Origin of the sequence: Oxynema aestuarii AP17 (assembly GCF_012295525.1) — a bacterium.
Taxonomy (GTDB): domain Bacteria; phylum Cyanobacteriota; class Cyanobacteriia; order Cyanobacteriales; family Laspinemataceae; genus Oxynema; species Oxynema aestuarii.
This window is the reverse complement of sequence record NZ_CP051167.1, coordinates 946,213-971,308: the sequence shown is the minus strand read 5'-3', so window position 1 is coordinate 971,308 and position 25,096 is coordinate 946,213. Positions and strand designations below refer to the sequence as shown.

At 50.5% G+C, this 25,096-nt stretch carries 19 protein-coding genes; 10 read left to right on the top strand and 9 right to left on the bottom strand.

The genetic code is table 11. The annotated features are described in order from the left end of the window. Positions 1-6: 6 nt before the first annotated feature. On the bottom strand, positions 7-5,658 hold the full coding sequence (locus tag HCG48_RS03865) for a S8 family serine peptidase (protein WP_168567980.1): 5,652 nt from the start codon (positions 5,656-5,658) through the stop codon (positions 7-9). A gap of 197 nt (positions 5,659-5,855) precedes the next feature. Beyond that, entirely contained in the window at positions 5,856-6,032 is a 177-nt protein-coding gene (locus tag HCG48_RS03860; RefSeq protein ID WP_168567979.1) for a hypothetical protein, read from the bottom strand. A 13-nt stretch (positions 6,033-6,045) separates the two neighbouring features. On the opposite strand from HCG48_RS03860, the gene HCG48_RS03855 reads away from it, so the two are divergent. Continuing rightward, positions 6,046-6,228 carry a hypothetical protein gene (locus HCG48_RS03855; RefSeq protein WP_168567978.1) on the top strand — a complete coding sequence of 61 codons (183 nt, stop codon included), beginning with the start codon at positions 6,046-6,048 and terminating at the stop codon, positions 6,226-6,228. 80 nt (positions 6,229-6,308) lie between these two features. Then, positions 6,309-7,247: an NAD-dependent epimerase/dehydratase family protein gene (locus tag HCG48_RS03850; protein ID WP_168567977.1), complete on the top strand. Its 939-nt coding sequence runs from the start codon at positions 6,309-6,311 to the stop codon at positions 7,245-7,247. A gap of 127 nt (positions 7,248-7,374) precedes the next feature. Here the strand turns inward: HCG48_RS03850 and HCG48_RS03845 are convergent, their stop codons facing one another. Both HCG48_RS03845 and HCG48_RS03840 read right to left on the bottom strand, forming a co-directional pair. Next, entirely contained in the window at positions 7,375-7,869 is a 495-nt protein-coding gene (locus HCG48_RS03845) for a DUF4168 domain-containing protein (protein ID WP_168567976.1), read from the bottom strand. Between the two features lie 390 nt (positions 7,870-8,259). Beyond that, positions 8,260-10,440: a serine/threonine-protein kinase gene (locus tag HCG48_RS03840; protein ID WP_168567975.1), complete on the bottom strand. Its 2,181-nt coding sequence runs from the start codon at positions 10,438-10,440 to the stop codon at positions 8,260-8,262. Positions 10,441-10,588: 148 nt separating this feature from the next. Here HCG48_RS03840 and HCG48_RS03835 point away from each other — a divergent pair, with 148 nt between their 5' ends. Both HCG48_RS03835 and HCG48_RS03830 read left to right on the top strand, forming a co-directional pair. After that, positions 10,589-11,242: a bifunctional 4-hydroxy-2-oxoglutarate aldolase/2-dehydro-3-deoxy-phosphogluconate aldolase gene (locus tag HCG48_RS03835; RefSeq protein WP_168567974.1), complete on the top strand. Its 654-nt coding sequence runs from the start codon at positions 10,589-10,591 to the stop codon at positions 11,240-11,242. Between the two features lie 145 nt (positions 11,243-11,387). Beyond that, a complete protein-coding gene (locus tag HCG48_RS03830) occupies positions 11,388-11,909 on the top strand; it encodes a L,D-transpeptidase (RefSeq protein ID WP_168567973.1) in 522 nt (173 codons plus the stop codon). Between the two features lie 58 nt (positions 11,910-11,967). On the opposite strand, the gene HCG48_RS03825 is transcribed toward HCG48_RS03830, so the two are convergent. Continuing rightward, positions 11,968-13,560, bottom strand: coding sequence for an Hsp70 family protein (locus HCG48_RS03825; RefSeq protein ID WP_168567972.1), 1,593 nt, complete (start codon positions 13,558-13,560; stop codon positions 11,968-11,970). Between the two features lie 162 nt (positions 13,561-13,722). Between HCG48_RS03825 and HCG48_RS03820 the strand changes: the two genes are divergently transcribed. After that, positions 13,723-14,076, top strand: a complete 354-nt coding sequence (locus HCG48_RS03820; RefSeq protein ID WP_168567971.1) for a hypothetical protein — start codon at positions 13,723-13,725, stop codon at positions 14,074-14,076. A 322-nt stretch (positions 14,077-14,398) separates the two neighbouring features. On the opposite strand, the gene HCG48_RS03815 is transcribed toward HCG48_RS03820, so the two are convergent. Further along, positions 14,399-15,487, bottom strand: a complete 1,089-nt coding sequence (locus tag HCG48_RS03815) for an acyltransferase family protein (protein WP_168567970.1) — start codon at positions 15,485-15,487, stop codon at positions 14,399-14,401. A gap of 323 nt (positions 15,488-15,810) precedes the next feature. Here HCG48_RS03815 and HCG48_RS03810 point away from each other — a divergent pair, with 323 nt between their 5' ends. From HCG48_RS03810 to HCG48_RS03795, 4 genes are all read left to right on the top strand, one after another. Continuing rightward, entirely contained in the window at positions 15,811-18,348 is a 2,538-nt protein-coding gene (locus HCG48_RS03810) for a sigma 54-interacting transcriptional regulator (protein ID WP_168567969.1), read from the top strand. A 61-nt stretch (positions 18,349-18,409) separates the two neighbouring features. Next, a complete protein-coding gene (gene ftsZ, locus HCG48_RS03805) occupies positions 18,410-19,540 on the top strand; it encodes a cell division protein FtsZ (protein ID WP_210437165.1) in 1,131 nt (376 codons plus the stop codon). 156 nt (positions 19,541-19,696) lie between these two features. Beyond that, positions 19,697-20,536, top strand: coding sequence for a metallophosphoesterase (locus tag HCG48_RS03800; RefSeq protein ID WP_168567968.1), 840 nt, complete (start codon positions 19,697-19,699; stop codon positions 20,534-20,536). A gap of 152 nt (positions 20,537-20,688) precedes the next feature. Then, positions 20,689-21,966 carry a serpin family protein gene (locus tag HCG48_RS03795; RefSeq protein ID WP_168567967.1) on the top strand — a complete coding sequence of 426 codons (1,278 nt, stop codon included), beginning with the start codon at positions 20,689-20,691 and terminating at the stop codon, positions 21,964-21,966. Between the two features lie 108 nt (positions 21,967-22,074). On the opposite strand, the gene HCG48_RS03790 is transcribed toward HCG48_RS03795, so the two are convergent. Both HCG48_RS03790 and rppA read right to left on the bottom strand, forming a co-directional pair. Continuing rightward, complete coding sequence (locus HCG48_RS03790) at positions 22,075-22,797, bottom strand: hypothetical protein (RefSeq protein WP_168567966.1); 723 nt, start codon at positions 22,795-22,797, stop codon at positions 22,075-22,077. Positions 22,798-23,006: 209 nt separating this feature from the next. Then, a complete protein-coding gene (gene rppA / locus HCG48_RS03785) occupies positions 23,007-23,696 on the bottom strand; it encodes a two-component system response regulator RppA (RefSeq protein ID WP_168567965.1) in 690 nt (229 codons plus the stop codon). Positions 23,697-23,788: 92 nt separating this feature from the next. On the opposite strand from rppA, the gene hisG reads away from it, so the two are divergent. After that, positions 23,789-24,439 carry an ATP phosphoribosyltransferase gene (gene hisG, locus HCG48_RS03780; protein WP_168567964.1) on the top strand — a complete coding sequence of 217 codons (651 nt, stop codon included), beginning with the start codon at positions 23,789-23,791 and terminating at the stop codon, positions 24,437-24,439. Here hisG and HCG48_RS03775 read toward each other — a convergent pair. After that, a complete protein-coding gene (locus HCG48_RS03775; protein WP_168567963.1) occupies positions 24,419-24,991 on the bottom strand; it encodes a GNAT family N-acetyltransferase in 573 nt (190 codons plus the stop codon). The genes hisG and HCG48_RS03775 overlap by 21 nt on opposite strands. Positions 24,992-25,096 lie beyond the last annotated feature (105 nt).

Below are 25,096 nucleotides of genomic sequence, written 5' to 3'. Positions count from 1 at the left end.
TCAACATTATTCTGCCTTTATTTCAATTAATCCTAAACGAGAAATGTCATATAATTCCCCATTCCCTGCTATCTCGTAATGATTAGGTGAATCATTCCAGACTCCTTCATTGGGGAAGTTTTCAATATTATGATTCATATGAACAAAATCCTCGCCTCCTGTCTCAGGTGATTTATTATTTGGTTCTGAAGGATGCCAATTTAAATAGCTTATAGGGCTACCATCAACCCATTTAAAACTTCCCTCTTGTGTACCATAAATTTCACTGTCTGTTAATCCCAGCCAATATTTTATTTCTTTACCAAAAGTCTCAAGCAGCCAATTTTGTTCATCAGCATCATTAATGATTACTAAATTCCCCCCGAGAGCTTTAGCCTGTTCCTGAGCCCCCAACCAACTATCAGCGCTACTTACAACGTACCGATTGCCTGTGTTGGGATTAGTGTAAATTGGTTGGGTTGTATCAATCAGTTCTATTGAATCGTTAATAATAGTATTAATTTCCTGACGTACCTGAGCCAAAGTTGCACCTGCTTCCAAACGAGAACGCCAGTAATCTAGCTCATCTACTTCAACATCACGCCCCAAAACATCCTCAAAAATCTGAGCGATTACTGTTTCAATCTCCTTGTTACCTTGCTCATTCCCAGCCGCTTCAATGATTTCAGGGCGGAGATCCTCTAAACTTTCACCATTTTGCCAACGACTTTCCCACTCAACAAATTTATGGACATCTCGACCAATCACTTCATTAGAAATTGTATTAATTGGATGTTGGTCGCTCAAAACTATAGAATGGCTACCTCCAGTGCCAATTTCGTAGTCACCTTCAACGAGTTGAATAGTGATGGTTTCATCATCTTCTAACTCATAATCTCGTTTGGGTATAACACCAACAGTTGATATGTTTTGTCCTGCCTCAATGGTTACACTTCCAGACAATTCTTTATAATCAATCTCAGGAGTTGCATCACCACTGATAGAGTAATTAACTGTAATTGGCGTACTTAAGGGCTCTCGGTTGAGTATGACAATAAACTGTCCTGCATTGCCATTTTCATTAGCTAAAGCATCAGTTACTTCTAAGGTAATAAGTGGTAGACTATCTTTAATCGTAACAACTGCATTATTTTCATTTCCCAGAACGTATGTACTCTCTTCACTAAGAGTGATTTCGATCGTTTCATCTTCTTCTACTGCTGAATCCTTAATCGCATTAATATCAATCGTGGTCGAAGTTTCTCCCGCCGGAATCACTACGGTTCCCGTGAGGGATTGATAGTCGTCTCCATTAGTCGCCGTCCCTGCAATTTGATAATTGACGGTCAAGGCATTTTTAGAATTGCCAGTACGAGTGACCGTAAATTCACCTGGAGTGCCACTTTCCGACGCATTGGGTTGAGTCGCGGTAATATTTACAGTGGGTTTAGTCCCGTAAAGATTTAGCTGCCAAGAAATTAACTCACCTTCAATTTGATTGTCGTTCTCGTCATAAATTTCTAACGTCCAATCTCCTTGTGACGATTCTCCCCAATGACGAACGGAAGTCATCGTCCAAGAATTCGATTTGGGATGAACTTCATAGGTTTCACCAATGCCATAAGGATCGTCCCCAATCGATTTCATTAAATGCGATTCTGTCCCATCGGGAGACTTGAGAACGATTTTTAAATCTTTCCAATCACCATGAGCGAGATTGAGCAAAACCTCGGCATGTTCGACGCTGATATCTTCAGTAATCTTAATAGAATCGCTCGTTCCTTGGCTGTCGAGAATGTCTTTAAAGACATTTTTGAGTTTATTTTCTGCGCTTACGCGAACCTCTTCTGCGACTGGCGTCCAGTCTTTGGCGGCGGTGACGGCGGCGACGGGATCGACGGCACCAAATCCGTAGTGCGGATTGACATGATATCCCCCGCCATTTTCTTGCCAGTCGGGATGTTCGGGATCGTTTTTATATGCAGTTTTAGCGAGAATATGTTGGACGTCTCGTGCGGTTAAATCAGGATTCATTTCTAGCATTAAGGCAATGACCCCAGAGACAAAAGGTGCGGCGGCGGAAGTGCCTCCAAAGTCACCAACAAATCCCGATTCAACGGTTGTAGTTGGGATTTGATAGTCTTCACTGGCATTGTCAGAAAAGGCAGAGATGAATATTGATGCACCTCCCGTACTGTAAGGTGCGTAATCATAATCGCGGGTAATAGCACCGACGGCGATCGCTCCACGAGAATTAGCTAAGTTGTTGTAGTTAATATTGCCAATATTAGCTCCATCATTGCCCGCAGAAAATACATAAATATTGCCGAGTCCGTCACGACCTTCTTGATATCCTTTTTCGATCGCGCTTAAGGCTAAGGGGATTTCCCGCATGTACTGCGGTCCCCAACTATTATTGAAAATATCAATTCCATGGTTACGATTTTCTTCTGTGGAAGCAGAAGTTCCATCGAATAAAGCACTAGCAATCAACCATCCCTCAGAATCATAAGTAGGGTTAACCGCATCAGTATTCCCGATTAATCGCAAGCCAGCAAATCCAGCTTTTGGAGACACCCCAACTAACCCCTCACCGTTTTCTTCAGGTAACGCAATCCCAGCAACTGAGGTGCCGTGAGGATTAGCCGTTTCAATTTTTAACGACCATTCCTGAATCAATTGCTCGAACTGCTGTTGCGCCTGCTGCATTTCTCCTTTATTTCTGAACGGTGTTTTCGGTTTAATTTGTAATTTCCACATTCCTGCGGGATAATTACTCTCAAACTGATCTAAATTGAGTTCTATCCGATCTGCATCTCCGTCAAGATCGAGTTCAGGTCTTTGGGAGAATTGGAAATCGTGCCATCCGGGAAAACTCCACCAATACCCGGCAAAACTGCGCCAGTCAAAGGGATCGATATCGGGTCTGGCCGGACTGCGTAAAATGAAATCAAAATCTTGTAAATTGGGTAAATTATTTCCTCCTTTTCCTCCTTTTCCTTTTTGCGACATCTCAAACGCAACGCTTAAATCGGTAATCACTCCGGTTAGGTTGACCGGAAATTGATATTGAATTCCTTCGATCTGACGTACCGTTGGTGTTTCTTTAGAAAGATCGAATTCAAAGGTTGTTTCTGAGTAAGGCAAGGGATCGCTGTCGTTATCGCTAAAATCCCAACTCAATTCAGGATAATATCGTTCTTGGGGTAATTCTAAATGGGTATATTCGAGTCCATCATCGACAATCCCGATGACAATACCCTTACCTCGCACGGGTTCACCTGTCCTCGGGTTAATCAGATCCCAAGCGGCTGATACATTGGAGTCGATCCCGGATTCAAAGTTCGTTTGAAACGGCCATTGTGTATTTTCAAAAAGATAATCCTCTGGGACGTGCATCAATTTCAGAGGAACGGGAACCTCGGGGTAAGCAAATTCAATGCCATCAGTTTCGGCGAGGAGATTGCTGATATATTCTGGCGAAGTCTGAGGTTGTGGACCGGATTCAAATTTGAAAATATAAGTATTGGGAAGTTGTCCGGTTTCGCCTAAATTCACGGCTTGAAGTGAGGCGGCTAATTGTTCGGCGGACTGTCCTGGGGTGACCCAAACGACCCACTTGTCTGTTTTTGCTAATTCTTCTGCACTATAACGGCTTAAATTGGCGGCGGCGGCGGCGTCGAGTTTGAATTCGTCGGAGAGTTGAAAGCTGACGGGATCGCTAATTAGAGAAAAGCGATCGCTGGCGACGTTACTTTCGAGTCCTTCGAGATCGTAGGCGATGGCGCGCAGTTCGTAGGTTCCCGGCGCTAAGTCGCTCAAATCGTAACTGAAGTCAAAGGTTATTACTCCATTAACGTCGATCGCAAATTCCGTGACCTCTCCTGCATCAATAATTTCACCGTTACCGTTGACCAGTTCAAATTTAATGCGATCGAGGTCGCTGGCGCCGTCGGCATCTTCGACTTTCCCCCCAGAAAAACTGAGGATTTCGCCGTTGGTATACAAGGGGAAAACATCGAAGCGTAGATTTACCGGAGATGAATTATTCGGAGGTTCTCCAGGAAGTGCTGGGGTCTGAGGCGGAGTAACGATCGGTGGTTGCTTTCCTGGGGTTTCCGGGATTGTCGGTTCGACGGGGACAGGCTCGACGGGGACGGGCTCGGATGTGTCTTCGGTGACGGTGAAGGATTCGATGACAACTCGGCTGGGTTTCCCGGCGCGATCGTAGGCGCGCGCTTTCACGCGATACGTTCCTGGCGGTAGCTCTTCGTCCCACTCGTAGCTAAAGCTGGCGGCGGTCGTGTCGGAATCGTCGGCTTCAAACTCGGTTACAGACGCGATCTGCCTCCAATTTTGACCTGCCGTTTGTAAGGATAAGTCGATGCGATCGAGATCTTCAAAGCCGTTGCGATCGCTCACAGTTCCAGCCAGCATTTTTGATTGACCGGACTCACCCCCGGAGATCGTCAAGTCGAGATCTTTTGGCGGAATATTATTATTTCTCGGTTTTAATTCTTCCGGTTCTTGTGCGATCGCAATGTCATTATTTTCAGGTGAATCGTTCTGTTCGTTCTCTGGAAGATCGAGCGCTTCCTCTGGAGGATTAGTGACTTCATCTTCTGGAAAATCGAAAGCTGCTGCTACTGGGATATTATTAATTTCATTTTCTGCATTGGTAGATTCCTCACTTTGAGGATCGATCGGTTCTTCTACTGATGTATTTGATGGATTGCTAGTTTCGTTAACAGGAGAATTTTGCGGCTCCTCCGTGGCTGTTTCTGGAGCGGCGATCGCCTCGGATAGCTCTTTTTCAATATAAATAAAACTATCATTATTATTATTGTCTTTATCCTGTTTCCCGCCTTCCCCTTCAATGGTTAAAATAATCCCATCGTCGGTGTCTTGTTGGCGAATATATAAACCATTGCCGATATCGGGAGCGATCGATAAAACAGGTCGGTTACTGCCATTCAGATTAGGATTATCAAAAAACTCTTGGATCGTTCCTTTGGCAAGAACCATCAAGCCAAACCCATCTCCCGGCTGCATGGTCAAAGTCTCGGAGATTCGAGCATTAATATCTTCTAGAGGCTGAGTTAAACTCTCTTCCCAAGAAAATTCCCCGGTACTGGCGGATAAATCTTCTAAATCAGAAACAGTAAGTTGTCCCCCCAATAAAGAATTACTTAAGATCCGCCGTGCGGCTTCTCGATAGTAAGTGATTGAATTTTCGGCAAAAGCTTCCATTCCTTGCCGACTATACCAGCCACTTTCAAAAATGTTTTTATCGCCGTAAGCAATATCGAGATTGACGGTTCCATCTTCAGTGACGAAATAGCCTGAATATGTCTCCAATCCTGTTAAGTTGTCTACCCCAAAAGTATAGTCTACTGAGGATTCTAAAGAAGTTAGCTTGAGGGAATATTTTCCTGGCAATAAGTTGTTTAAATCAAGAGAGTTTAAACCTTCTGTACCGCCTAATTCTTGCGATCGGATAACTTGTCCGGCGCTATTCTCTAAAACCGCACCGATCGCGCCTCCCAAATGACTGAAGGATAGATACCAATCGTCTTGTTCGCCAACGATTAACGCATAGGTTTTTGTAGACCCGGTTAAACCGAAATAACCCGAATATTCGGAGTTTGTAGAAATAAAAGTATCATCAATCCCTGACATAACCATCCCCCCATCAGCTTGAATTCGATCCCGGATATTGCGGGTTTAAAACTTTGTTGTTGTAGTCTGCATAATACAGAGTCTGGAACAAGCCCGTAAGTGGTAACAATTTTGCCGTTTTATATATATGTGAATCTTAAGTCTTGTCATCGCTCGTTATTTTCTCACCAATAAAAACTTTACAGAAACTTTAAAAATTAGCCGATGTATTTGAAGTTTTGAGATCGGTTGTTCTCCCCATTGACGGCATAAGTAACCCGGCGCCAGGTGCGATCGCCCTGGGGTCGAGGCTCAAGTTCGAGATCGTCCGATTGGATCGAGTGGTCTGTAACATATTGGTAGAGTCCCGCTCGCGCGCGCTCGAAGTTTCCCATTTAACCTCACCAAATGAGCCATCGATCCTTTTATTGGGAGAGGCGATCGCCGATTATGCACTTTCTCCCTCAACGGGTTGCCAATTTTAAGGAAAATCTACAATCCAGCGATCGCGGCGATCGCGCCGAACATCTCAGATCCCTTATCGAAACAAGCGAGGATGAAATCGCCATCCAGTCCGCGCGAGAGGTCTGATTCGCCGACCGGGAGCGATCTGTCGGTTAGCTTTTCCGGTAAACTATAGGGTGAAAAAGCAACCGAAGGAACTCAAAAATATGCGAATTTTAATTATGGGTGGCACCCGTTTTATCGGGGTTTATCTGACAAAAATTCTGGTTGAAAACGGTCACGACGTTGTCTTATTCAACCGAGGAAATAAACCCGCTCCCGTGGAGGGAATCCGGCAAATTCACGGCGATCGCAAAGATGCGGCACAAATCAAAGAAAAACTAGCCGATGAAAGTTTTGATGCTATTTTTGACAACAACGGGCGCGAATGTAGCGATACCCAACCCCTAGCCGATTTATTTGCAGGTAAACTCAAGCATTTTATTTACATGAGTTCCGCCGGGGTCTATCTCAAATCCGATCGAATGCCTCATGTAGAAGGCGACGAAGTCGATCCGAAAAGCCGTCACAAAGGCAAATTTGAAACAGAAACCTATCTCAAAGAACGCGGTTTACCCTTCAGTGCGATTCGTCCGACTTATATTTACGGGCCGCAAAATTACAACCCCCTCGAAGCCTGGTTTTTCGATCGCATCGTGCGCGATCGCCCGATTCCGATTCCGGGAAATGGGGCGCATATCACCCAACTCGGTCACGTCAAAGATTTAGCGCGAGCGATGGCGGCCATTCTCGGCAATTCTGAGGCGATCGGGCAAATTTACAACGTTTCCGGCGATCGCTTCGTCACCTTTGACGGTTTGGCCCGCGCTTGCGCGATCGCCGCCGGAAAATCCCCGGATACCCTCGATTTAGTCCACTACGATCCCAAACAATTTGACTTCGGCAAACGCAAAGCCTTCCCCTTGCGCGTCCAACACTTCTTCGCCGACATTCACAAAGCTAAATCCGAACTCAATTGGCAACCGGAATACGATTTAATTTCCGGTTTAAAAGACTCGTTTACTAACGATTATTTAGCCTCGGGAAGCGATCGCGCCGAGGTCGATTTCTCCCTAGACGATCAAATTCTCAAGGCAGTCCGTTAGGCGATCGGTCTGGCGATCGTTTTGACCGCCGAAAACCCTATTCATAGAAAAAGAGGGAGAATTCTCTCTCCCTCTTTTTCTGGCGATCGATTCAAATCCGACCGCTTTAGCGAACCCAACGAACCCGTTACTGCTGCAACATTTGCTCGACTTGTTGCTGTAGCGCTTCGTCTTCTTGCACGGCGGTCAGGATTTCATTAAAGCGATCGAGATCTAAGCCTTGATTTTGAACCGCTTGTTGTTTTTGCTGCTGCACTTCCTCCTGAATCTCGATCGCCGTTTCGACGACGCGCTCAAAACGCTGTTGTTCGTCGGCAGAAATGGCCGGATCCGGTGTTACCGTGGAATCTTGCTGAGCTTGATAAATTTGACCGAAGCGTTCCCGACTGAAGCCTTGATTTTCGATCGCCGAGGCAATGCGTTGCTGGGCCGTTTGTTCGAGAACTAACAACTGTTCGATCGCCGTGGCGAACTGCTCTAACTCTTGGGAACTAATCGAAGCCGCATTAGAGATTCCTGCTTGCGCCACGAGAGTTGGGGGTTGCGCCTGCGCCGGAAGACCCATCGCTCCCACAAACGAGAAGGCGATCGCGGAAGCTGCGGTTAACAGATATTTGAACACGGAAAAACTCCTTAAGGTTTGCTTTATCAACATGCAAAGACGCCTGGCGATGCACGTTAGCTCGAACAACTGTCAAAAAACCGTATTTTTTTTAAGGAAAATTTTTGTTATCCGAACTCATCTAGCCTAATCGTTTTGATAAGGAAGTGTCAAGGTAAAAAAGATTGTAGATTTTTCAGTTTTAATTTTAGATACAGCAGTTTTCGCTGTTGGGCGGTACATTTCGATCCCCCTAAATCCCCCTTAATAAGGGGGACTTTCACTGCCCCCCTTATTAAGGGGGGTTGGGGGGATCTTTGCCTCTTGTACCTCATGACAGCGTGAATTGCTGTAAGCTTTTTTTTCCAATTTCATCGGTAAAATTCGGTAAAAGTTTGAACCGATCGCCCTTTAACGAACCCCCCAAATTTTAATGGTGCGATCGCCACTACCACTCGCCAATGTATGACCGTCGGGACTGAACGCTACGGTTTCCACCCAACGGGAATGCGCTTCGGGAGTTTCCCAACGCTGTCCGGTATCGACATCCCACAAATTAATCCGACCCGTAAAACTTCCACTGGCCAGAGTTTCGCCATCGGGAGAAAAAGCCACCGAAAACACAATTCCCGCATGACTGAGTAAGGTTCCCGTTTGTTTTCCCGTTTCTAAATTCCACAGTTTCACTGTTTTATCGGCGCCGCCACTAGCGAGATGTTTGCCGTCGGGAGAAAAAGCCACGGAAAACACTTTACCGACATGTCCGGACAGATGCCGCCAAATCGACGCATTCAGTCCCCCCGACGGAGTGTTTTCTAACTGCCAAAGTTTGATCGAACCGTCCTCGCTGCCACTGGCGAGGGTCGTCCCGTCGGGAGAAAAGGCGACCGAATAGACGGTACCGACGTGTCCGGTGAGGGTTTGTAGTAAACTGCCACTGGCCAAATCCCATAATTTGATACTCCCTTTCTCACTTCCGCTCGCCAGGAGGGTACCGTCGGGACTGATGGCGACGACGAAGGCGCCGGAACTGCCGGGAGACAAGCTGGCGAGTAACTGACCCGTGGCCAGGTCCCAAATTTGGATGGTGCCACCATAGCTGTTACTGCTGCTGACGAGGGTGCGACCGTCGGGACTGATGGCGACGGAGGAAACGATTTGTCCGGGGTTCGGCGAGGTTAAAGTACGGATCGGCTGTCCGGTTTGCAGGTTCCAAATTTTGATCGTGCCGTCGAAACTCCCACTGGCTAATAGTTGGCCGTCGGGACTGATGGCGAGCGATCGCACGTCTTGGGCGTGTCCGGTGAGGGTATTAGATAATGTAATATCTTCTGTTACCTCTTCTGGGGTGTCAGTGGTGGCTAAGGTGGCGATCGCCCGCTCTTGAGGACGATCGATCGCCGCTTTGACCGGGGTAACCTCCAACGTCGATCCCCCATCGATCCCGAGACGCCCGACCTGTTCGGCGGCGGCTTGTTGGTACTCGTGGAGGCGATCGATCGCATAGCGATAGATTTTGACCTCACTCAAGCCCACTCCGGCGATCGCCGCGATCGCGCTCGCCGCCATCAACGGGCTGGCGATCTTTCTCAACCCCGCCACAGACGGAGACTTTCGCCGTCGCCCTCGGGCGGGACTCAACCCCATCGGGACCGGTTTTCGGTGGCGGTTGGCGCGTTTGAGGTCTTCGAGTTGTTGCAGCAACACTTCCGTATTCGGCGGGCGCTGACCGGGCAACCGGGCCATCAAATAATCGATAAAGTCCGCCATTTCACGGCTGATGTGGGGAGCGGCGACCCGCCATTCGAGGCGATCGGTATGGGGGTCGTAAAAATCGAGGGGATGGCGTCCGGTGAGCAGGTGAACGAAGGTGCGCCCCAAAGCGTAGAAATCGGACTGGGGCATGGTTTTACCGTTTTCTTGTTCCGGCGGCGCGTATCCCTTCGAGGCGATGACCGTCCCTTTCTGACCGATCGCCATTTTCGCGAGGTAAGTGGTACTGACGGCGCGGGCCGAACCGAAGTCAATTAACGCCAGTTGTTCCGTGGTGCGACTGCCGCGCACGATCGCCGCCCGCAACATGATATTACTAGGTTTGAGATCCCGGTGAAAATATTGCTGGGCGTGGACTTGGTGTAAAATTTCCGCCAGTTGGCATAACCAATCGATCGCCTGGTTTTCCGTAATCGGGATGTTACCGCGATCGTGCAACCATTCTTCGAGGTTCTGCCCTTCGATTTTCTCCATGACCAGGCAGTGAATGGGGGTGCGGCTGTTGTTGGCAAAATAGGTAAAATATCCCCAAGGATCGACCCGGGGAATGCCGGGATGTTTGAGGCGTTGTAAGACGGCGGCTTCTTGTTGAAAGAGGGCGATCGCTTTGGGATTGCTTTCGACGAGGACTTTGAGGACTTTGGGGGTTCCTTTTTCGAGGGCTTCGTAAGTTTTGCCAAAGCCCCCGACGCCGAGGAGTTTGACGACTTGATAGCGCCCTTGCACGAGCAGTTGAGAACCGCACTGACGACAAATACGGTTGTAAGCGTTGAGCGGATCGGTCGGTTTCGGACAGTTGGGGTTAATGCAGTGGCTCATAGAGCGCTACGAAATGGCTCTGGGAAAAGAAGGCGGCGATCGCCCCTCTCCGAGTTATATAGTAAACGCAAGGACCGCGATCGCGCTTCCCCCCATCGCATGAAATTGGCTCTTTCTCGAACATCCAAAACTTCAAATCTCAAATTCCATGTCTCGATCTTGGCTGACGCAATTGCAACAACAATCATGCATCGCGGTGATTCGCGCGCCGGAATTAGAATTAGGACGACAACTCGCCCACGCCGTCGCTTCCGGGGGAATCCGCGCGATCGAGATTACCTGGAATAGCGATCGCCCCGCCGATTTAATTGCCCAGTTGCGCGCCGAACTGCCCGACTGTACGATCGGGACCGGAACCTTAATGACCGTGGACGACGTAGAAGGGGCGATCGCCGCAGGGGCTCAATTTCTCTTTTCTCCTCATGTCAATGCGGACTTAATCGCCCGGGCGATCGCCGCCGAAGTGCCGATCGTCCCCGGGGCGCTGTCTCCCACGGAAATTGTCACCGCGTGGCAAGCGGGGGCGACGGCGGTTAAAGTGTTCCCAATTTCTGCCGTCGGCGGCCCGAGTTATATCAAAAGTTTGCAAGGCCCCCTCGGTCAAATTCCCCTGATTCCCACCGGGGGAGTGACCTTGGCGAATACCCCGGAATTTCTCGCCTCCGGGGCGATCGCCGTCGGTTTGGCAGGGGATTTATTTCCCAAAGAAGCCGTAGATCGTCGCGATTGGACCGCGATCGGCGATCGGGCCGCCGAGTTAATCGCCGCGATCGCCCATACCCGCGCGGCGATCGCCCCCTGACGGCTGAAATTGAACTCCCTTCCCTTGTAGTCATTGATTACAATCAAAAAACATCGGGGGACCGCCGTCATCCGGTAGCCCCGTATCGGAACCTACCGATCGCCACGTCCATCAAAACGCAAAAGTCCACAGGAGGTGTTTGACAATGAAGGGTTTTCTCGATTCGTTTCCCTGGCGTCGCACTGCTACCACAGGTGCAGGACTCGCGATCGCGATCGCCACTCTAGGGATGGCGTCCTTCCCCGCCCCAGCGCAGACGCTCTACCCCGACGCCGACACCCTCGCTTACAACCTACTCGAATTACAACAATCTAACCAGCGTTGGATTCAAATCGATCTGACCCGACAACGATTGATCGCCTGGGAAGGTCCCCAAGAGGTTTACGCCGTCGTCATTTCCACGGGGAAAGAGAGTACCCCGACGCCAACAGGTCTGTTTGCCATCCAAACCAAGCACGAAATCGCACGGATGCAAGGCCCCGGTTACGACGTGCCAGATGTTCCTTTCACGATGTACTATTATCGTGGCTATGCTATACATGGAGCCTATTGGCATAACAATTTTGGTACCCCCGTCAGTCACGGTTGCACCAACGTCGCCGTGAATCACGCCGAATGGTTGTTTGATTGGGCCGATGTCGGAACCCCCGTGGTCGTACATTATTAAGCGGAGTAGGCAAGAGACAGCAATCACCCAATTTAACCAAGATCTAAACTCTAAACCCCTAACTCAACTGCACCACAGGCCGATCGCCCACCAGGGTTTCATTCGTGAGCAAATCTTCCACCGTGATGCGTAAAAAGCGATCGCGGTCTACGCGGAAAAAGACCTTGACGCGATCGCTACCCGGGTTTCCTGGCGGGGTGAGTTGGGCGATACTGCGGGCGCCGTCGCGATCGTTGAGCGGTTGGACGCTTTGGGTTCCCGACGCCAGAGTGCGCGTTACCAAGCGATCGCCGTCGAAATAGACCTCAGTTCCCCCGGTTGGCGCCCCCAATTCGCCGATAATCAACTCGATACTCGGCTGATTGTCTACCGACGCCCCGAGAACCAGTTCCACCGGATCTGCCATCGGATACGCCTGACCGGATTTAATCAGGGGATGCCAATCGTGGCGCTTGTTGCGGTGGTTCCAGTAGCGGATTCCGTAACTGTGGTAGAGGAAATCTTGGACTTCCACCCCGCGATTTAACTGGAGAGCCCCCGTGGCGATCGCCTCGAACGGGCGATCGCGTCGGACTTTTGACTCGTCGAAATATTCCCCGATCCAGCGTTGAACCGCCGGAATTTGCGCCGTTCCGCCGATCAACAACACCCCATCGATATCGTCCACTTCCACCCCCTGACGGCGGGCTTGTTGCAGGACTTGAGTCATCGCCTCATCCAAACTGGCGAAAAAGTCGTGTTCGGCGAGGATTTGCTCGAAGCCGTCGCGATCGAGCGCCAGTTCGTAACTTTCTAAAGTTTCGTCGTTAAAATAAACCTCTTTTGCCTGTTTTTGCAGCGACAGCGAGATTTTCAGCCGTTCCGCCAACCGAGTGGTCAGGGGCGTTTTCTCGACCCCTTGAGTTGCGGCGAAATAATCCACCAACCAGTTATCCAGATCGCTACCGCCCAAATTTTTGCCCGCTTTGGCTAAAACCCGGGCGGTTTTTGCCTTCTGTCCCGAACTTTCCGCGAACATTTTTTCGCCCCACTTGAGGATAAACCCCAAGGGACGATTCCCGGCAGTTCCGTCGAGGCGAACCAAGGATAAATCTAACGTTCCACCGCCGAAGTCCACCACTAACAACAGTTCCCGTTCGGCGAGTCCGTATCCCAAGGCGGCGGCGGTCGGTTCGTCCAACATCCGCACTTGTTCCACCTTCAAATGTTGGCAGACGCCGCCCAACCAGTGGCGATAGGCTTCAAAACTATCGACGGGAACGGTTACCACGAGAGAATCGACGGAGAGGGGAACGTCGCGAATCCCCTGCAGCAGTTGAGTCAAGAAACCGCGTCCCACTCGTTCAAAGGTCATGGTTTGACCGTCGAGCTCGGGTAAAAAGCCTTGAATGTCCGTTCCGATCCCGCGTTTGAAGCTGCGGAAAAAGCGCGGATCGGTTTTGAGGTCGAGTCCTTTGTCGCGGACCGCCTGACCGATGACGAGGCGATCGCGGCTGGCGTCTTCGACGTAAACTAAGCTGGGAATCAGGGGGGGATTTTGCCCGACTTGCCAGGTCAAACCGGGTAATTTGACCAGTTCGGCTTGTTCGGTCGCCGGATTCCACCGGGCGATAACGGTGTTACTCGTTCCAAAATCGATCGCGATGGACATGGAGCCAACTGATACGGGGGGTTAAGCTTCATTTAGCTTATCGGATTGGTGGCATTAAGCCAATACAGACGGGGGAGATTGACGGGCGAGAATGACGGTTTGACGGTCGTGCTATAAACAAATTGAAGCAACGGCGATCGCAGTAATTGGGAAGAAATGACGATGGGTTACAAGTTTTTATCGGCGATGGGAATTGCAGTGAATATGGCCTTTTTTCCATTCACGGCGATCGCCCAGGAAATCCCGAGTGAATTGAGTGAGGGGATGCCCTACTCTGAAGCGAGAGAATTGATTTTAGAGGAGGGTTGGCAAGCCCCGGATCTCCGACCGTCCAATCCCTTAAACGGATCGGAGGATTATCAAGAAATTGAAAATTGTTCGGGAACCGGAGTCGGCTATTGTCGCGGTTATTTTGTCAATGCTGACGGCGATCGATTAGTCGTCATTACAGTGAATGGGTCTGAAAATCCCGATCTTTCTTCATGGTGGATAGAAACGGAAAAAGAAGAATTTTGAGAGACTGGTTATACAGCATTTTCCTCTGCTATGCAAGACATTTAGATCACCCTAAATCCCCCTTTGAAAGGGGGGTTGGGGGGATAAGGGCATCGGCACTGTACCTCACCAGACGCCCGAGTTCTGTAAAGAAAATATAAAAAAATCTAGTAGGGGTTTGGTAACGAAAACCCTACAGGTGACGATCCGGCGATGGCTTCCTCTCAAACCGGGCTTTTAATGTTTCTTTTATAAACCGTCTCTTAGAGCTAAGTAGATTCTTAATTTGTAGGGGTGGCAATGCCCCTATAGTTTTAACAAGCACTATTGTCACCAGGTGGAGTTAACCAACAAATTTTTTCAGAGGTGTTTCAGCAAGCAAGCGTACGCCCAAACAGGTAAACATAACGGCCAAACTTGTATAGGCTAAACGCAAAAAGTTAAAGTCTCCATTGAAGAGGGGAATAAATTTGGTAACGTTATATTCGGCGTGCAGGTAATTGGCTCCCGACCAAAAGGCAAGCTGCCAATATTTATGAGTTGCAAAAATACCGAGGGAGTATTTCGACAAGAAACGGACGATCGCGGGTAAGTTTTGCAAATTAAAAGAATAAACCAATCCAAATAAAGTTAAGGCCATCCAAACCATTGAAGAACGACCGTAAATATTAAGGATATTTCCTTGCTTCATTAAGATGAGGTCTTGCAAAGAAATTGCTATATATAAAAACAGAAATAGATATTTAAATTTAACTATTTTCTCGGTTTTATGAACCAAAAAATAAACAATTGGGATGTAAATCAAAAAATTATCTAATCGCCAATAGGGAATTTGATAATCTAGCAGTTTTGAGATTTGAAAATAAATGACAAATAAAACTACTAAAGCAATGGAAAGTGGGTTTTTAAGGGCATGGGGTATATAATTTTCGTACAACCACAGCAAAGCACTCAGAACGATCAAAACCATTAGAAAATATAAAACTGAATCACCGACCAACGGTAAACTCGGACCTCCCAACCATAAAACTGTAAGTTGATTCCATGCAGGAATCTGAGTATTGAGGTTTTGAGCGGCGATCGCCGCTACAACGATAAAATAAATCCCAGATTGCACGATCGCCCAAAAACCAAACAACTTAAGCAAGCGGATCGCTCGTTTTTTTAAATAATCGATATTTTTAGTAAGTTTTCGATAGCCCAAAAACAAAGAAACGATAATAAATAAGGGAACAGCTCCCATTGTAAATTGATTTGAAAACACCCAAACAGTTCGGGAAACTATCCAAGGAATTGAACGATTTAATTGGGTGGATTCAGAAAACAGAATTGGTTGAAAATGAAGGTAAAGAACGAAACAAATAGCAATGGCCTTGAGGAGATCCAAGCGAAGGTCTCGGGTCGGTTTCGAGGAAGATTCGGAAACTTTCACGATTTGCTGATGTTCAACTGATAAATTTATTCACTTTAAAATAGAGAGGAAGCAGCTACCCCGTGGGGCGATCGCCCTAATTTTTACCCGAAATTTGAATAAAAAAGATCGCCGCCAATACAATTAATCCCAATAAGGCCAGAGGAACCCAAAGGGCTTGGGGAAAAGATGGGTGAGAAAACATCATGCCAACTCCGATCGCAGCGTCCTCAATCGCGGATAATTGCCAATACGATAGCAGACCCAGGCCGATCGCCTTGAACCCCTGGAAAGAGAAGCGCTATAGTCGCAAGTAACGCCAATCTCAGGGGAGATCGCCGCCGATGAGTTCATCTACTGTCGTCACCTGGTTGCAGGAACGAACGAGCCTAGCTATTTTATCCGAACGAGTGTTAAGCGCGATCGCCGAACTCGTCCAACCTCGGGAACTGGCGGCGGACAGCGAACTCGCCGCCGAAGGTAACCCGCCAGACGGACTCTACATCCTCCAAAACGGTCGCTTGGGCAGTTCCCTACACCAACCCAACACCGCCGCGACGGCGGGGCGATCGCCCGCCTCCTTGCTACCGGGAACGACCCTTTACCTCGCCGAACTCTTACTCGATCGCCCCTGTCCCACCACAGTTACCGCCCTCACCGACGTTCGACTCTGGTTCGTACCCGCCGACGACTTTCGACAACTAGCCGATCGCTATCCCGAAATTAACCAAACCCTTTCCCGCCAACTCGCGGACCAACTCGACAGTCTCGCCGACGCCTTCACCTACGAACGCGATCGCATGGAAGCATTGCGACCCTATCTCGTTCCCAAAGCCAAACGCGGGATCGTCGGCAAAAGCCGCTACGCCGTCCGCCTGCGATCGCAGATCCGCGACGCGGGAGACGATCGCGGCGCCGTGTTCATTTTCGGCGAACCGGGACTCGAAAAAGACAACACCGCCGCCCTCATTCACTACGGTTCCCCCAACCGCCGCCAACCGATCGTCAAACTCAACTGCGGCATCTTGCAAACCAGTGGCGCCGAACTGTTCGGACGGGCGGGAGGCAAACCGGGACTGATCGAATGGTTGGAAGAAGGCACCTTAATTCTCAACAATATCGAAGAACTGCCCGAAGAACTACAACCTCAAATCGTCCGCCTGCTAGAAAGTGGCACTTACATCCCCGTTACTCGTTCCGGCGAACCGACCCAAACCCCCCGAGTTTGCAACGCCAAAATTATCTTTATCGGCGAAAAACATATCCCCGAAATCGAACACCAAGTCACTCATCGCATCAAAGTTCCGCCCCTGCGGGTCAGAAAAGCCGACCTCGGCGCCCAAGTCGATTACTATATCAGTTTGTACTGTCGCGCCAAAGGCATCACCAAACCGCGCCTGACTCCGGAAGCCTTGCGGCGCCTGCAAGCCTACGACTACCCGCAAAACATCCGCGAGTTACAAAGTTTGGTAGAACGGGCCTTAGTCCAAGCGGGGGAAACGGAAGAACTCACGGAAGAAATTGTCTGGCCGTCACAAAGTAAGAAAAAGCAATTTCGGTTTAATTTACTCAATGGTTATCCCGGCTTGCGCCACTTTTTACGCAGTCCCTGGTGGCCCGATCGCATTAATTACGGCTTTACCCTGACCTTTTTCGCGATCGTCGTCGCTATTTTATGCTTCGGACCGCAAACCCGAGACCAAAACTTTGCTTTAAATCTATTTTGGGCGTGGTGGTGGCCGCTTATTTTACTCCTCTTTCCCTTTGTCGGACGCTTGTGGTGTGCGGTTTGTCCGTTCATGATTTACGGGGAAGTGACCCAAAAGTTATCGTTATGGTTGTGGCCGCGATCGCTCAAACCGTGGCCGCGACAAGTCGCCGATCGCTGGGGCGGTTGGTTTCTATTCGGTTTATTCCTGTTAATTTTCCTCTGGGAGGAACTCTGGAATTTAGAAAATACCGCCTATCTTTCTGCCTGTTTACTCTTATTAATTACCGCCGGGGCGATGATTTTTTCCGCCATTTTCGAGCGCCGTTTTTGGTGTCGCTATCTCTGTCCGATCGGCGGCATGAACGGCATGTTTGCCAAACTGTCTATGACGGAATTAAGGGCGCAGCAGGGAACTTGTTCGGCGGAATGCACCACGTATCAATGTTATAAAGGCGGTCCACAAAAAGGAGAAGGGTTGGAAACCGACGGCTGTCCTTTATATTCCCATCCGGCCCAGTTAGAAGATAATCGCGATTGCGTCTTGTGCATGACCTGTTTAAAAGCTTGCCCGCATCGATCCGTCGAGTTCAATTTACGTCCGCCCGGGATCGAGTTGTGGACCACCCACGTGCCGCAATCGCATGAGGTAGCATTAATGATGCTACTCCTTGGCGGGGTCTTTCTGCACCGCTTGCCAGAGATCGAGGCGCAGTTGAATTTAAGTCTGGATTTGACTCAATTTTGGCCGCATTTGGGCTGGTCGGTAGCGGCGCTGGCGATCCCGGTCTTGGTCCCGATCGCCGCCCACGGGGCAATTTCTGCCTTCAATTCCTCGGTCAAGCCGAAGCGCTTTCTCGAATGGGCTTATGGCTATTTACCCCTGGTGTTAGCCGGGAATTTGGCCCATTACTTGCGCTTGGGTCTGACCGAAGCCGGACGGATCGTTCCGGTGACCCTGGCGACCTTTGGCTTGAGTGGAGAAGGTTGGCCGATCTGGGTGGCCCATCCGGCGGTGGTGGAATTTTTACAGGGAACCAGCTTAATCGCAGGGTGGGTGTTGACGGTGGTGTTGACCCAAAAAATCGCACGCCAGCCGTGGCGATCGCTGCTTCCCCAACATCTAGCGTCCGGGATTTTGGCGATCGCCTTGTGGTCAATTATCGTCACGTAGCAGTAAAACGATAAGATGCCCAATGCAATCTCTTGGGAGATCTCGTAGGAGTTAGCCAATCGTGCGGAATCGAGTTGTCAATATCAAAGCGATCGGGGTCGGCGGCGGGGCGTGTAATGCCATCAACCGGGCGATCGCCCGCAATCTGTCCGGAGTCGAATTTATCGCCGTCAATACCGACGTACAAGCCCTGTCGCAAGTACGCGCCGACCGATGTATTCAAATCGGCGATCGTCTCACCCAAGGCTTGGGAACCGGGGGCAATGCCGAACTCGGCTATAAAGCGGCGGACCGCGATCGCGAAAAGATCGCCGACGCCTTAAAAGATAGCGATCTGGTCTTCGTCACCGCCGCCATGGGAGGCGGAACCGGAACCGGGGCCGCCCCGGTCGTCGCCGAAGTCGCGAAATCGATGGGGGCCCTGACTGTCGCCGTAGTCACCCGTCCCTTTACCTTTGAAGGGAAACGGCGCGCCGGAATTGCCCAACAAGGGATCGAAGTCTTGCAAAGTCGCGTCGATACCCCGATCGCGATCGCCAACGATAAAATCCTCTCCCTGATTTCCCCGGATACCCCGATGCAAGAAGCTTTCGGCGTCGCCGACGATATTTTAATCCAAGGGATTCAAGGGGTTTCCGATATTATTACCATTCCCGGGATCGTTAACGTAGACTTCGCCGACGTGCGATCGGTCATGGCGAACGCCGGATCCGCCCGTCTCGGGATCGGTGTCGGTTTCGGTCAGTCCCGCGCCACCGACGCCGTCCTCAACGCCACCAGTTCTCCCTTACTCGATGCCTCCATTTCCGGCGCCCGAGGGGTCGTCCTCAACATCACCGGGGGCAACGATTTGACTTTGCACGAAGTCCACGCCGCCGCCGAGGCGATTTACGAAGTGGTCGATCGCGATGCCAATATTATTTTCGGTACGGTGGTAGACGATCGCCTCGACGACGAAGTGAGAATTACCGTGATTGCCACCGGATTTGAAGCCGGACAGGCCCAATCTACCCATCCCGTTCGTCCTCCAGTCGCGACGACTCCGCCGAAACCCACCCAACCCGTCCGCCAACCCCTCAAACCGACGTTACAAGCGCCACCGCCGCCGCCACCACCAACCCCCGCCCCGACCCCGGACGGTCTGGATTTACCGAATTTCCGCCAACAACGGCGATCTCGTCAGGGATTTTAGATTGTAGATTGTAGATTTGTAGATTGTAGATTGTAGATTCCGGATTCGACATGGGGGATTGGAGATCGATCCTGCCTTCTCCCTTCTCCCTCCCCCCCCTCTCCCCTCAACTTTGTTATCCTGGAATCTGCCCTCTGTTTTGTTCTATTTTTCATTATGCATAGGGTATTGACCGGGCCATTGCGCTTGGAAACGGCAACGGTGGCGATCGCCGACTTGCCCGAACACCTGCACGGGATTAAAATTATCCAGTTATCCGACTTTCACTATGAAGGCTGGGGACTGTCGGAACAACTGCTGCAAGAGGCGATCGCCACGAGTAACCGCGAAGATCCCGATCTCGTCGTTCTCACCGGAGACTACGTCACTCAAGATCCCGCCCCGATTCGTCAGTTAGTCGATCGCCTCAAGACCTTAAAACATCGCGCCGGGATTTACGCCGTCTTGGGGAACCACGACATCAAACCCCCGGAAGCTCAAGTTAAAATCATCCAAGCCCTCACCCACGCCGGAATTCGCGTGTTGTGGAATGAAGTTGCCTATCCCTTCGGCAACGGACTGGCCCTGGTCGGAATGGCCGATCTGTACTCGGGAGAGTTCAAACCCGCCCCGGTTTTAATGCCGATCGCCCCCAAGACTCCCCGGATCGTTTTATCTCACAATCCGGCGACGGCGGAGATTTTGCGAAAGTGGCGCGTCGATCTGCAACTGTCCGGTCATACCCACGGCGGACAAATTGTTTTACCGATTGTCGGACCGATTCCCACCAAACTTAAAGCGATTCGTTCTTGGGTTCCTCAACTTTTGCGTCCCTGGTTGCCGTGGATGCAAGATTGCTACAAAGTTTACAATCACTGGCATTGGTGTGAGGGATTTTATCGAGTTGGCCCCAATGCTCTTTATGTCAATCGGGGATTGGGGACGTATTTTCCCGGTCGCTTCTTTTGTCCCCCAGAAGTCACCGCAATTGTTTTGAAATCTGGACTGTCCGAATAGGATCTTTATCCCGGTTCGTGGCGATCGCCCCCTTCGGATAACACATTTCGTCGAACCCGTGGCAAAATGACTTGCAAAATTAAATGTAAATCCGATAAATTAATCCTATTGCTTCCTCCATAAATCGCGTTTTTGGCTCCTCACACGGTAAAATGAATTCCTACTTTTTGCGATCGCTCCAAGCAATTCTTTTTCTGTTTTTGAGCTTGAGTTTGTTGGGATTGACCGCCTGTAGCCCCACTCCTACGGATTCCGCTCCCACCCCTTCTCAAGGGTCTCCCAACCCTCGCCCAACCAGTACGCCCAAACGAGTGCATCCCGAGTTCGTCAACGCCCAGCTCGATTTTTCTTTGAAGCTCTTTTCTCAAATTTACGCAGGGCAAAAAGAGCGCAATATTTTTATTTCTCCGTCCAGTATATTTCTCGCCCTTTCGATGACCTACAATGGAGCCAGTGGCGACACCCAAACGGCGATCGCCGATACCCTCGGGTTCGGCGAGATGGATTTAGAAAGAGTTAACCAGGAAAATCTCAATTTTCAGAATTCTTTAGAAAATGCCGACGATCGCGTTACCCTCAACATCGCCAATTCCCTATGGCTCAATCAGAACTTACAATTTTTACCCGATTTTGTGCAAAGAGTCGGCGAATCGTACCAAGCCAAAATCGAGCGAGTTAACTTTAGCAATACCGCCGTTACTCGCCAAATTAACAACTGGGTAAAAATGCAAACCAATGGCAAAATCGACAGTATTGTAGATCGTCTCGACCCCGATACTTTGATTTTACTGGTCAACGCACTTTATTTTAAAGGAGAATGGAGCGAACCCTTTCCGGAAGAAGAGACGACCGAAGCGCCATTTACTTTACTCAATAATGAGAAAAAACAAATACCTTTAATGAGCCAAAGTGGGGACTATCGCTATTTAGAAACGGAACAGTTTCAAGCGGTGAATCTCCCCTACGGTAAAGGTCGCTTTAGTATGTACGTGTTTCTCCCGAAAAAAGAGGTGAGTTTAACTCAGTTTTATGAAAGTTTGACTGTAGAAGATTGGAAAGAATGGATCCCCGAACTGCGATCGCGCCCGGGAACTGTCAAATTGCCTCGGTTTAAATTAGAATACGACCTCGCTCTCAACGAGACCTTAAAAGCATTGGGGATGGAAATCGCTTTCGATCGCGATCGGGCCGACTTTTCCAACCTCGCCGATCTTGAAACAGCGTATATCGATCGCGTCCAACATAAAACCTTTGTAGAAGTCAACGAAGAAGGAACCGAAGCCGCCGCCACGACTTCGGTAGGCGTTACTACCGCCAGCGCCCCTATGAATCCGTTTGAAATGACTGTAGACCGCCCCTTCTTTTGTGTCATTCGAGACAATCAAACCGGGATGATTTTGTTTATGGGATCGATTGTCGATCCAAGTTGAGCTTAGAGTTTAGAGGTTAGGATTTTAGATAATTAGAGCGAGAAAGTAAGACGGTGCGATCGGTTAAGGGTGGGCAAAATGCCCGCCCTACCGATCGAGGGTCGAATCCTATTTTCTAATCGGCTCCACATATTGGGTATTGGCGCGGACAAAACAATCGGAAGTGCCATTTCCTTCGGAACTTTCTACATAAATCCAGGGTTTACCTTGGGGATCGAAAGTAATCACAAAACCGCCAGGACTGAGTTCGGCTTCAAATTCTTGATTGGTTTGTAAGGTACCGACCACGGGCCAATTACCGATATCGATCGGGCCGCCCGTCGCACTCCATACTTCATCGATCGAAGCCTCACTCATGCGGCAATTTAAGCCGTTGGGGTCGGGATCGACAACTTTCCAATAAGTATGGTCCGATTTGCTCGCATAGTCTCCCGCTTCGTTGCTGCGGGGGAACACGGAACTGACACGCCGCCGTTCGTCGGGGGGTGGGGTATAGCGATCGTCGGGGGGTGGGGTGCCTCTCCCTTCTAACGGGGGCGGCGTTCCCGGGGGTTGGGTGGGCGGTGTCACCGGAGTTGCGGGGTTGGCGCGGGGGGGCGGCGTTTGGCGAACTTCCGGGGTAGCGGGGGGTGCGGGACTGTCCGGCGGTGGCGGTGGTGGGGTCTGGGTTTCGCTGGGGGTGGGACTGGCGGCGTTTTCGACATCGGCGGGAGGGGAACCGCAACTGAGACTCGTGGTAGCTAACAGTCCGGTAAGGGCCATGAGGGCGATCGCCCGCGACGAGGGGCGCGAGAGTTTAGTGGAACGAAATAGAGGGTGGAAATTCATCATTGGTCCTCTGGCTGCTAACAATATGGTGAAACGTAATGTTGGAACGTAATGTTGAAATGTAAGGGTTTATCTCGATCGCTCGGTCTCACTCTTTCTCTATTTTCGCGATCGATCGCCTAAATGTGGGCGAATCCCGGACAGTTTGAGAATCTCCACAGTCTCCACACTCCAAACTCTAAACTCTAAAATCTAAACTCTAAAATCCCAACCTACTCGTTTCCCGAACCAAACCGATAGCCTTTGCCGTAAACCGTATGAATCAGGGGTTTGTCGCCGGATGCTTCGATTTTACGGCGTAACAGACGAATTTGAGCGGCGAGGACGTTGCTACTCGGTTGGCGATCGCTCCCCCACAGATGTTGGTAAAGTTGCTCGTGGGATAGCAGTTGACCGGGATAGCGCATGAAATACGCCAGTAGTTGTGTTTCTTTTTCCGATAACTCGATACTGCGTCCGCCGCGATAGGCGAGTTGGTTGTCACAGTCGAGTTCGAGGTCGTCGAAGCGCATTCGCTCATCGTCCGGGGGGGGTTCCCCGGGGCGCGATCGCCGCAACTGGGCTCGAACCCGGGCGAGCAGTTCCCGCAGTTCAAAGGGTTTGACTAAATAATCGTCCGCCCCCGCATCTAAGCCACAAACGCGATCGTCGAGAGTATCTTTCGCCGTGAGAAACAGGACGGGGGTCAAATCCCCTGCTCGTCGCAGTTCCTGGCAAATTTCGACCCCGGACAGTTCCGGAAGCATCCAATCGAGAATCAGCAAGTCGTAGCCCCCCCGAGCGGCTAACTGGCGCCCTTGCGGCCCGTCGTAAGCGACATCGACGCGATACCCTTCCCGTTCGAGAACTCGGGAGAGGGGATCGGTCAGTTCGATTTCATCGTCTACTAAGAGGATTTTCACGATCGCAGTTATCCTTGCAAGAGTCGAATCGGTCGGCTATCAGGTACTATTTTCGTGGACGTTCACGCCTTTGACCAAACTTTCTACCCCTCATGATTACCGTCGCCCTTCCTAAAGGTTCTCTGTTACGCGATAGCATCGAATTGCTCAAGTCGATCGGCTTCGATTTTAGTGCGTTTCTCGATTCGTCGAATCGGCAATTGCAAATTCTCGACCCGACGGGAACGGCAAAAGCACTGCTCGTTCGGGCCCAAGATGTCCCGGTTTACGTGCAGTACGGACAGGCCCAGTTGGGAATTGTCGGTTACGATGTCTTGCGCGAGAAACAGCCCCAGGTCTCTCATTTGTTGGATTTGGGGTTTGGGGGCTGTCGCTTGTCCGTGGCGGTGAAAGCGTCGAGTCCGTATCGGCGATCGCTCGATCTCCCGGCCCACGGTCGCGTCGCCTCGAAATTCGTCCACTGCGCCCGAGATCACTTCCGCCAGTTAGATTTACCTGTGGAAATCGTGCCACTTTATGGGTCCGTGGAACTCGGCCCGATTACGGGAATGTCCGAGGCGATCGTCGATTTGGTGTCCACCGGGCGCACCTTGAAAGAAAATGGCTTGATCGAAATCGAGATTCTGTTTGAAAGTACGGCGCGCTTGATCGCGCACCCGTTGAGTTACCGCCTCGCCAGCGATGGCTTGGATCGGGCGATCGCCCAAATCCGCGAAGCAGTGTTAACCCCCGCTCGATCGTAGGATATAAGTTGCATCGGCGATCGCGAACCGATCGCGGGCGATCGCGTAGCGGACGATCTCGATCTCGCGAGAGACGAGTTGGGGGTCGTAAAACTTGAAATGACCCTCGTAGCGCATCCCCAATTTTTCCATCACCCGGCGCGAACCGAGATTGTCCGGATAGGCGATCGCCATGACGCGATCGAGCTGTCGCCACTCAAACCCGTAGCGTAGGGCCGCCCGGCCCATTTCCGTCGCCAAACCGCGCCCCCAGTAAGGTTTCGCCAGCATGTAGCCGATTTCGACCTCGGTGGTATCGAGGAAATATTGCAAACCGCAATATCCCATCAACTGGCGATCGCGGCGATCGACTGCCGCCCAAAAGCCGAAATCGTGTTCCCCATAATGGGCGAGGATCCGACCTAAATTTTCCTCGGTTTGAGCGCGGGTCATCGGCTGGCGATCGCGCATGTAATACATCACCTCTCGGTCGGCCCGAATCGCACACAGATCGTCGAGATCGGCGGGCCTAAACGGTCTGAGCAACAGGCGATCGGTTTCAATTTCGTGCATTTTCGGTCAACTCCCGCCCCTGCGTTACATTGGAAAAGCTTTACAGCCGATCTACTTTACAGCCGATTTACAGGATAGGCGATCGCCCGTTCCCCGCCGTCCCTG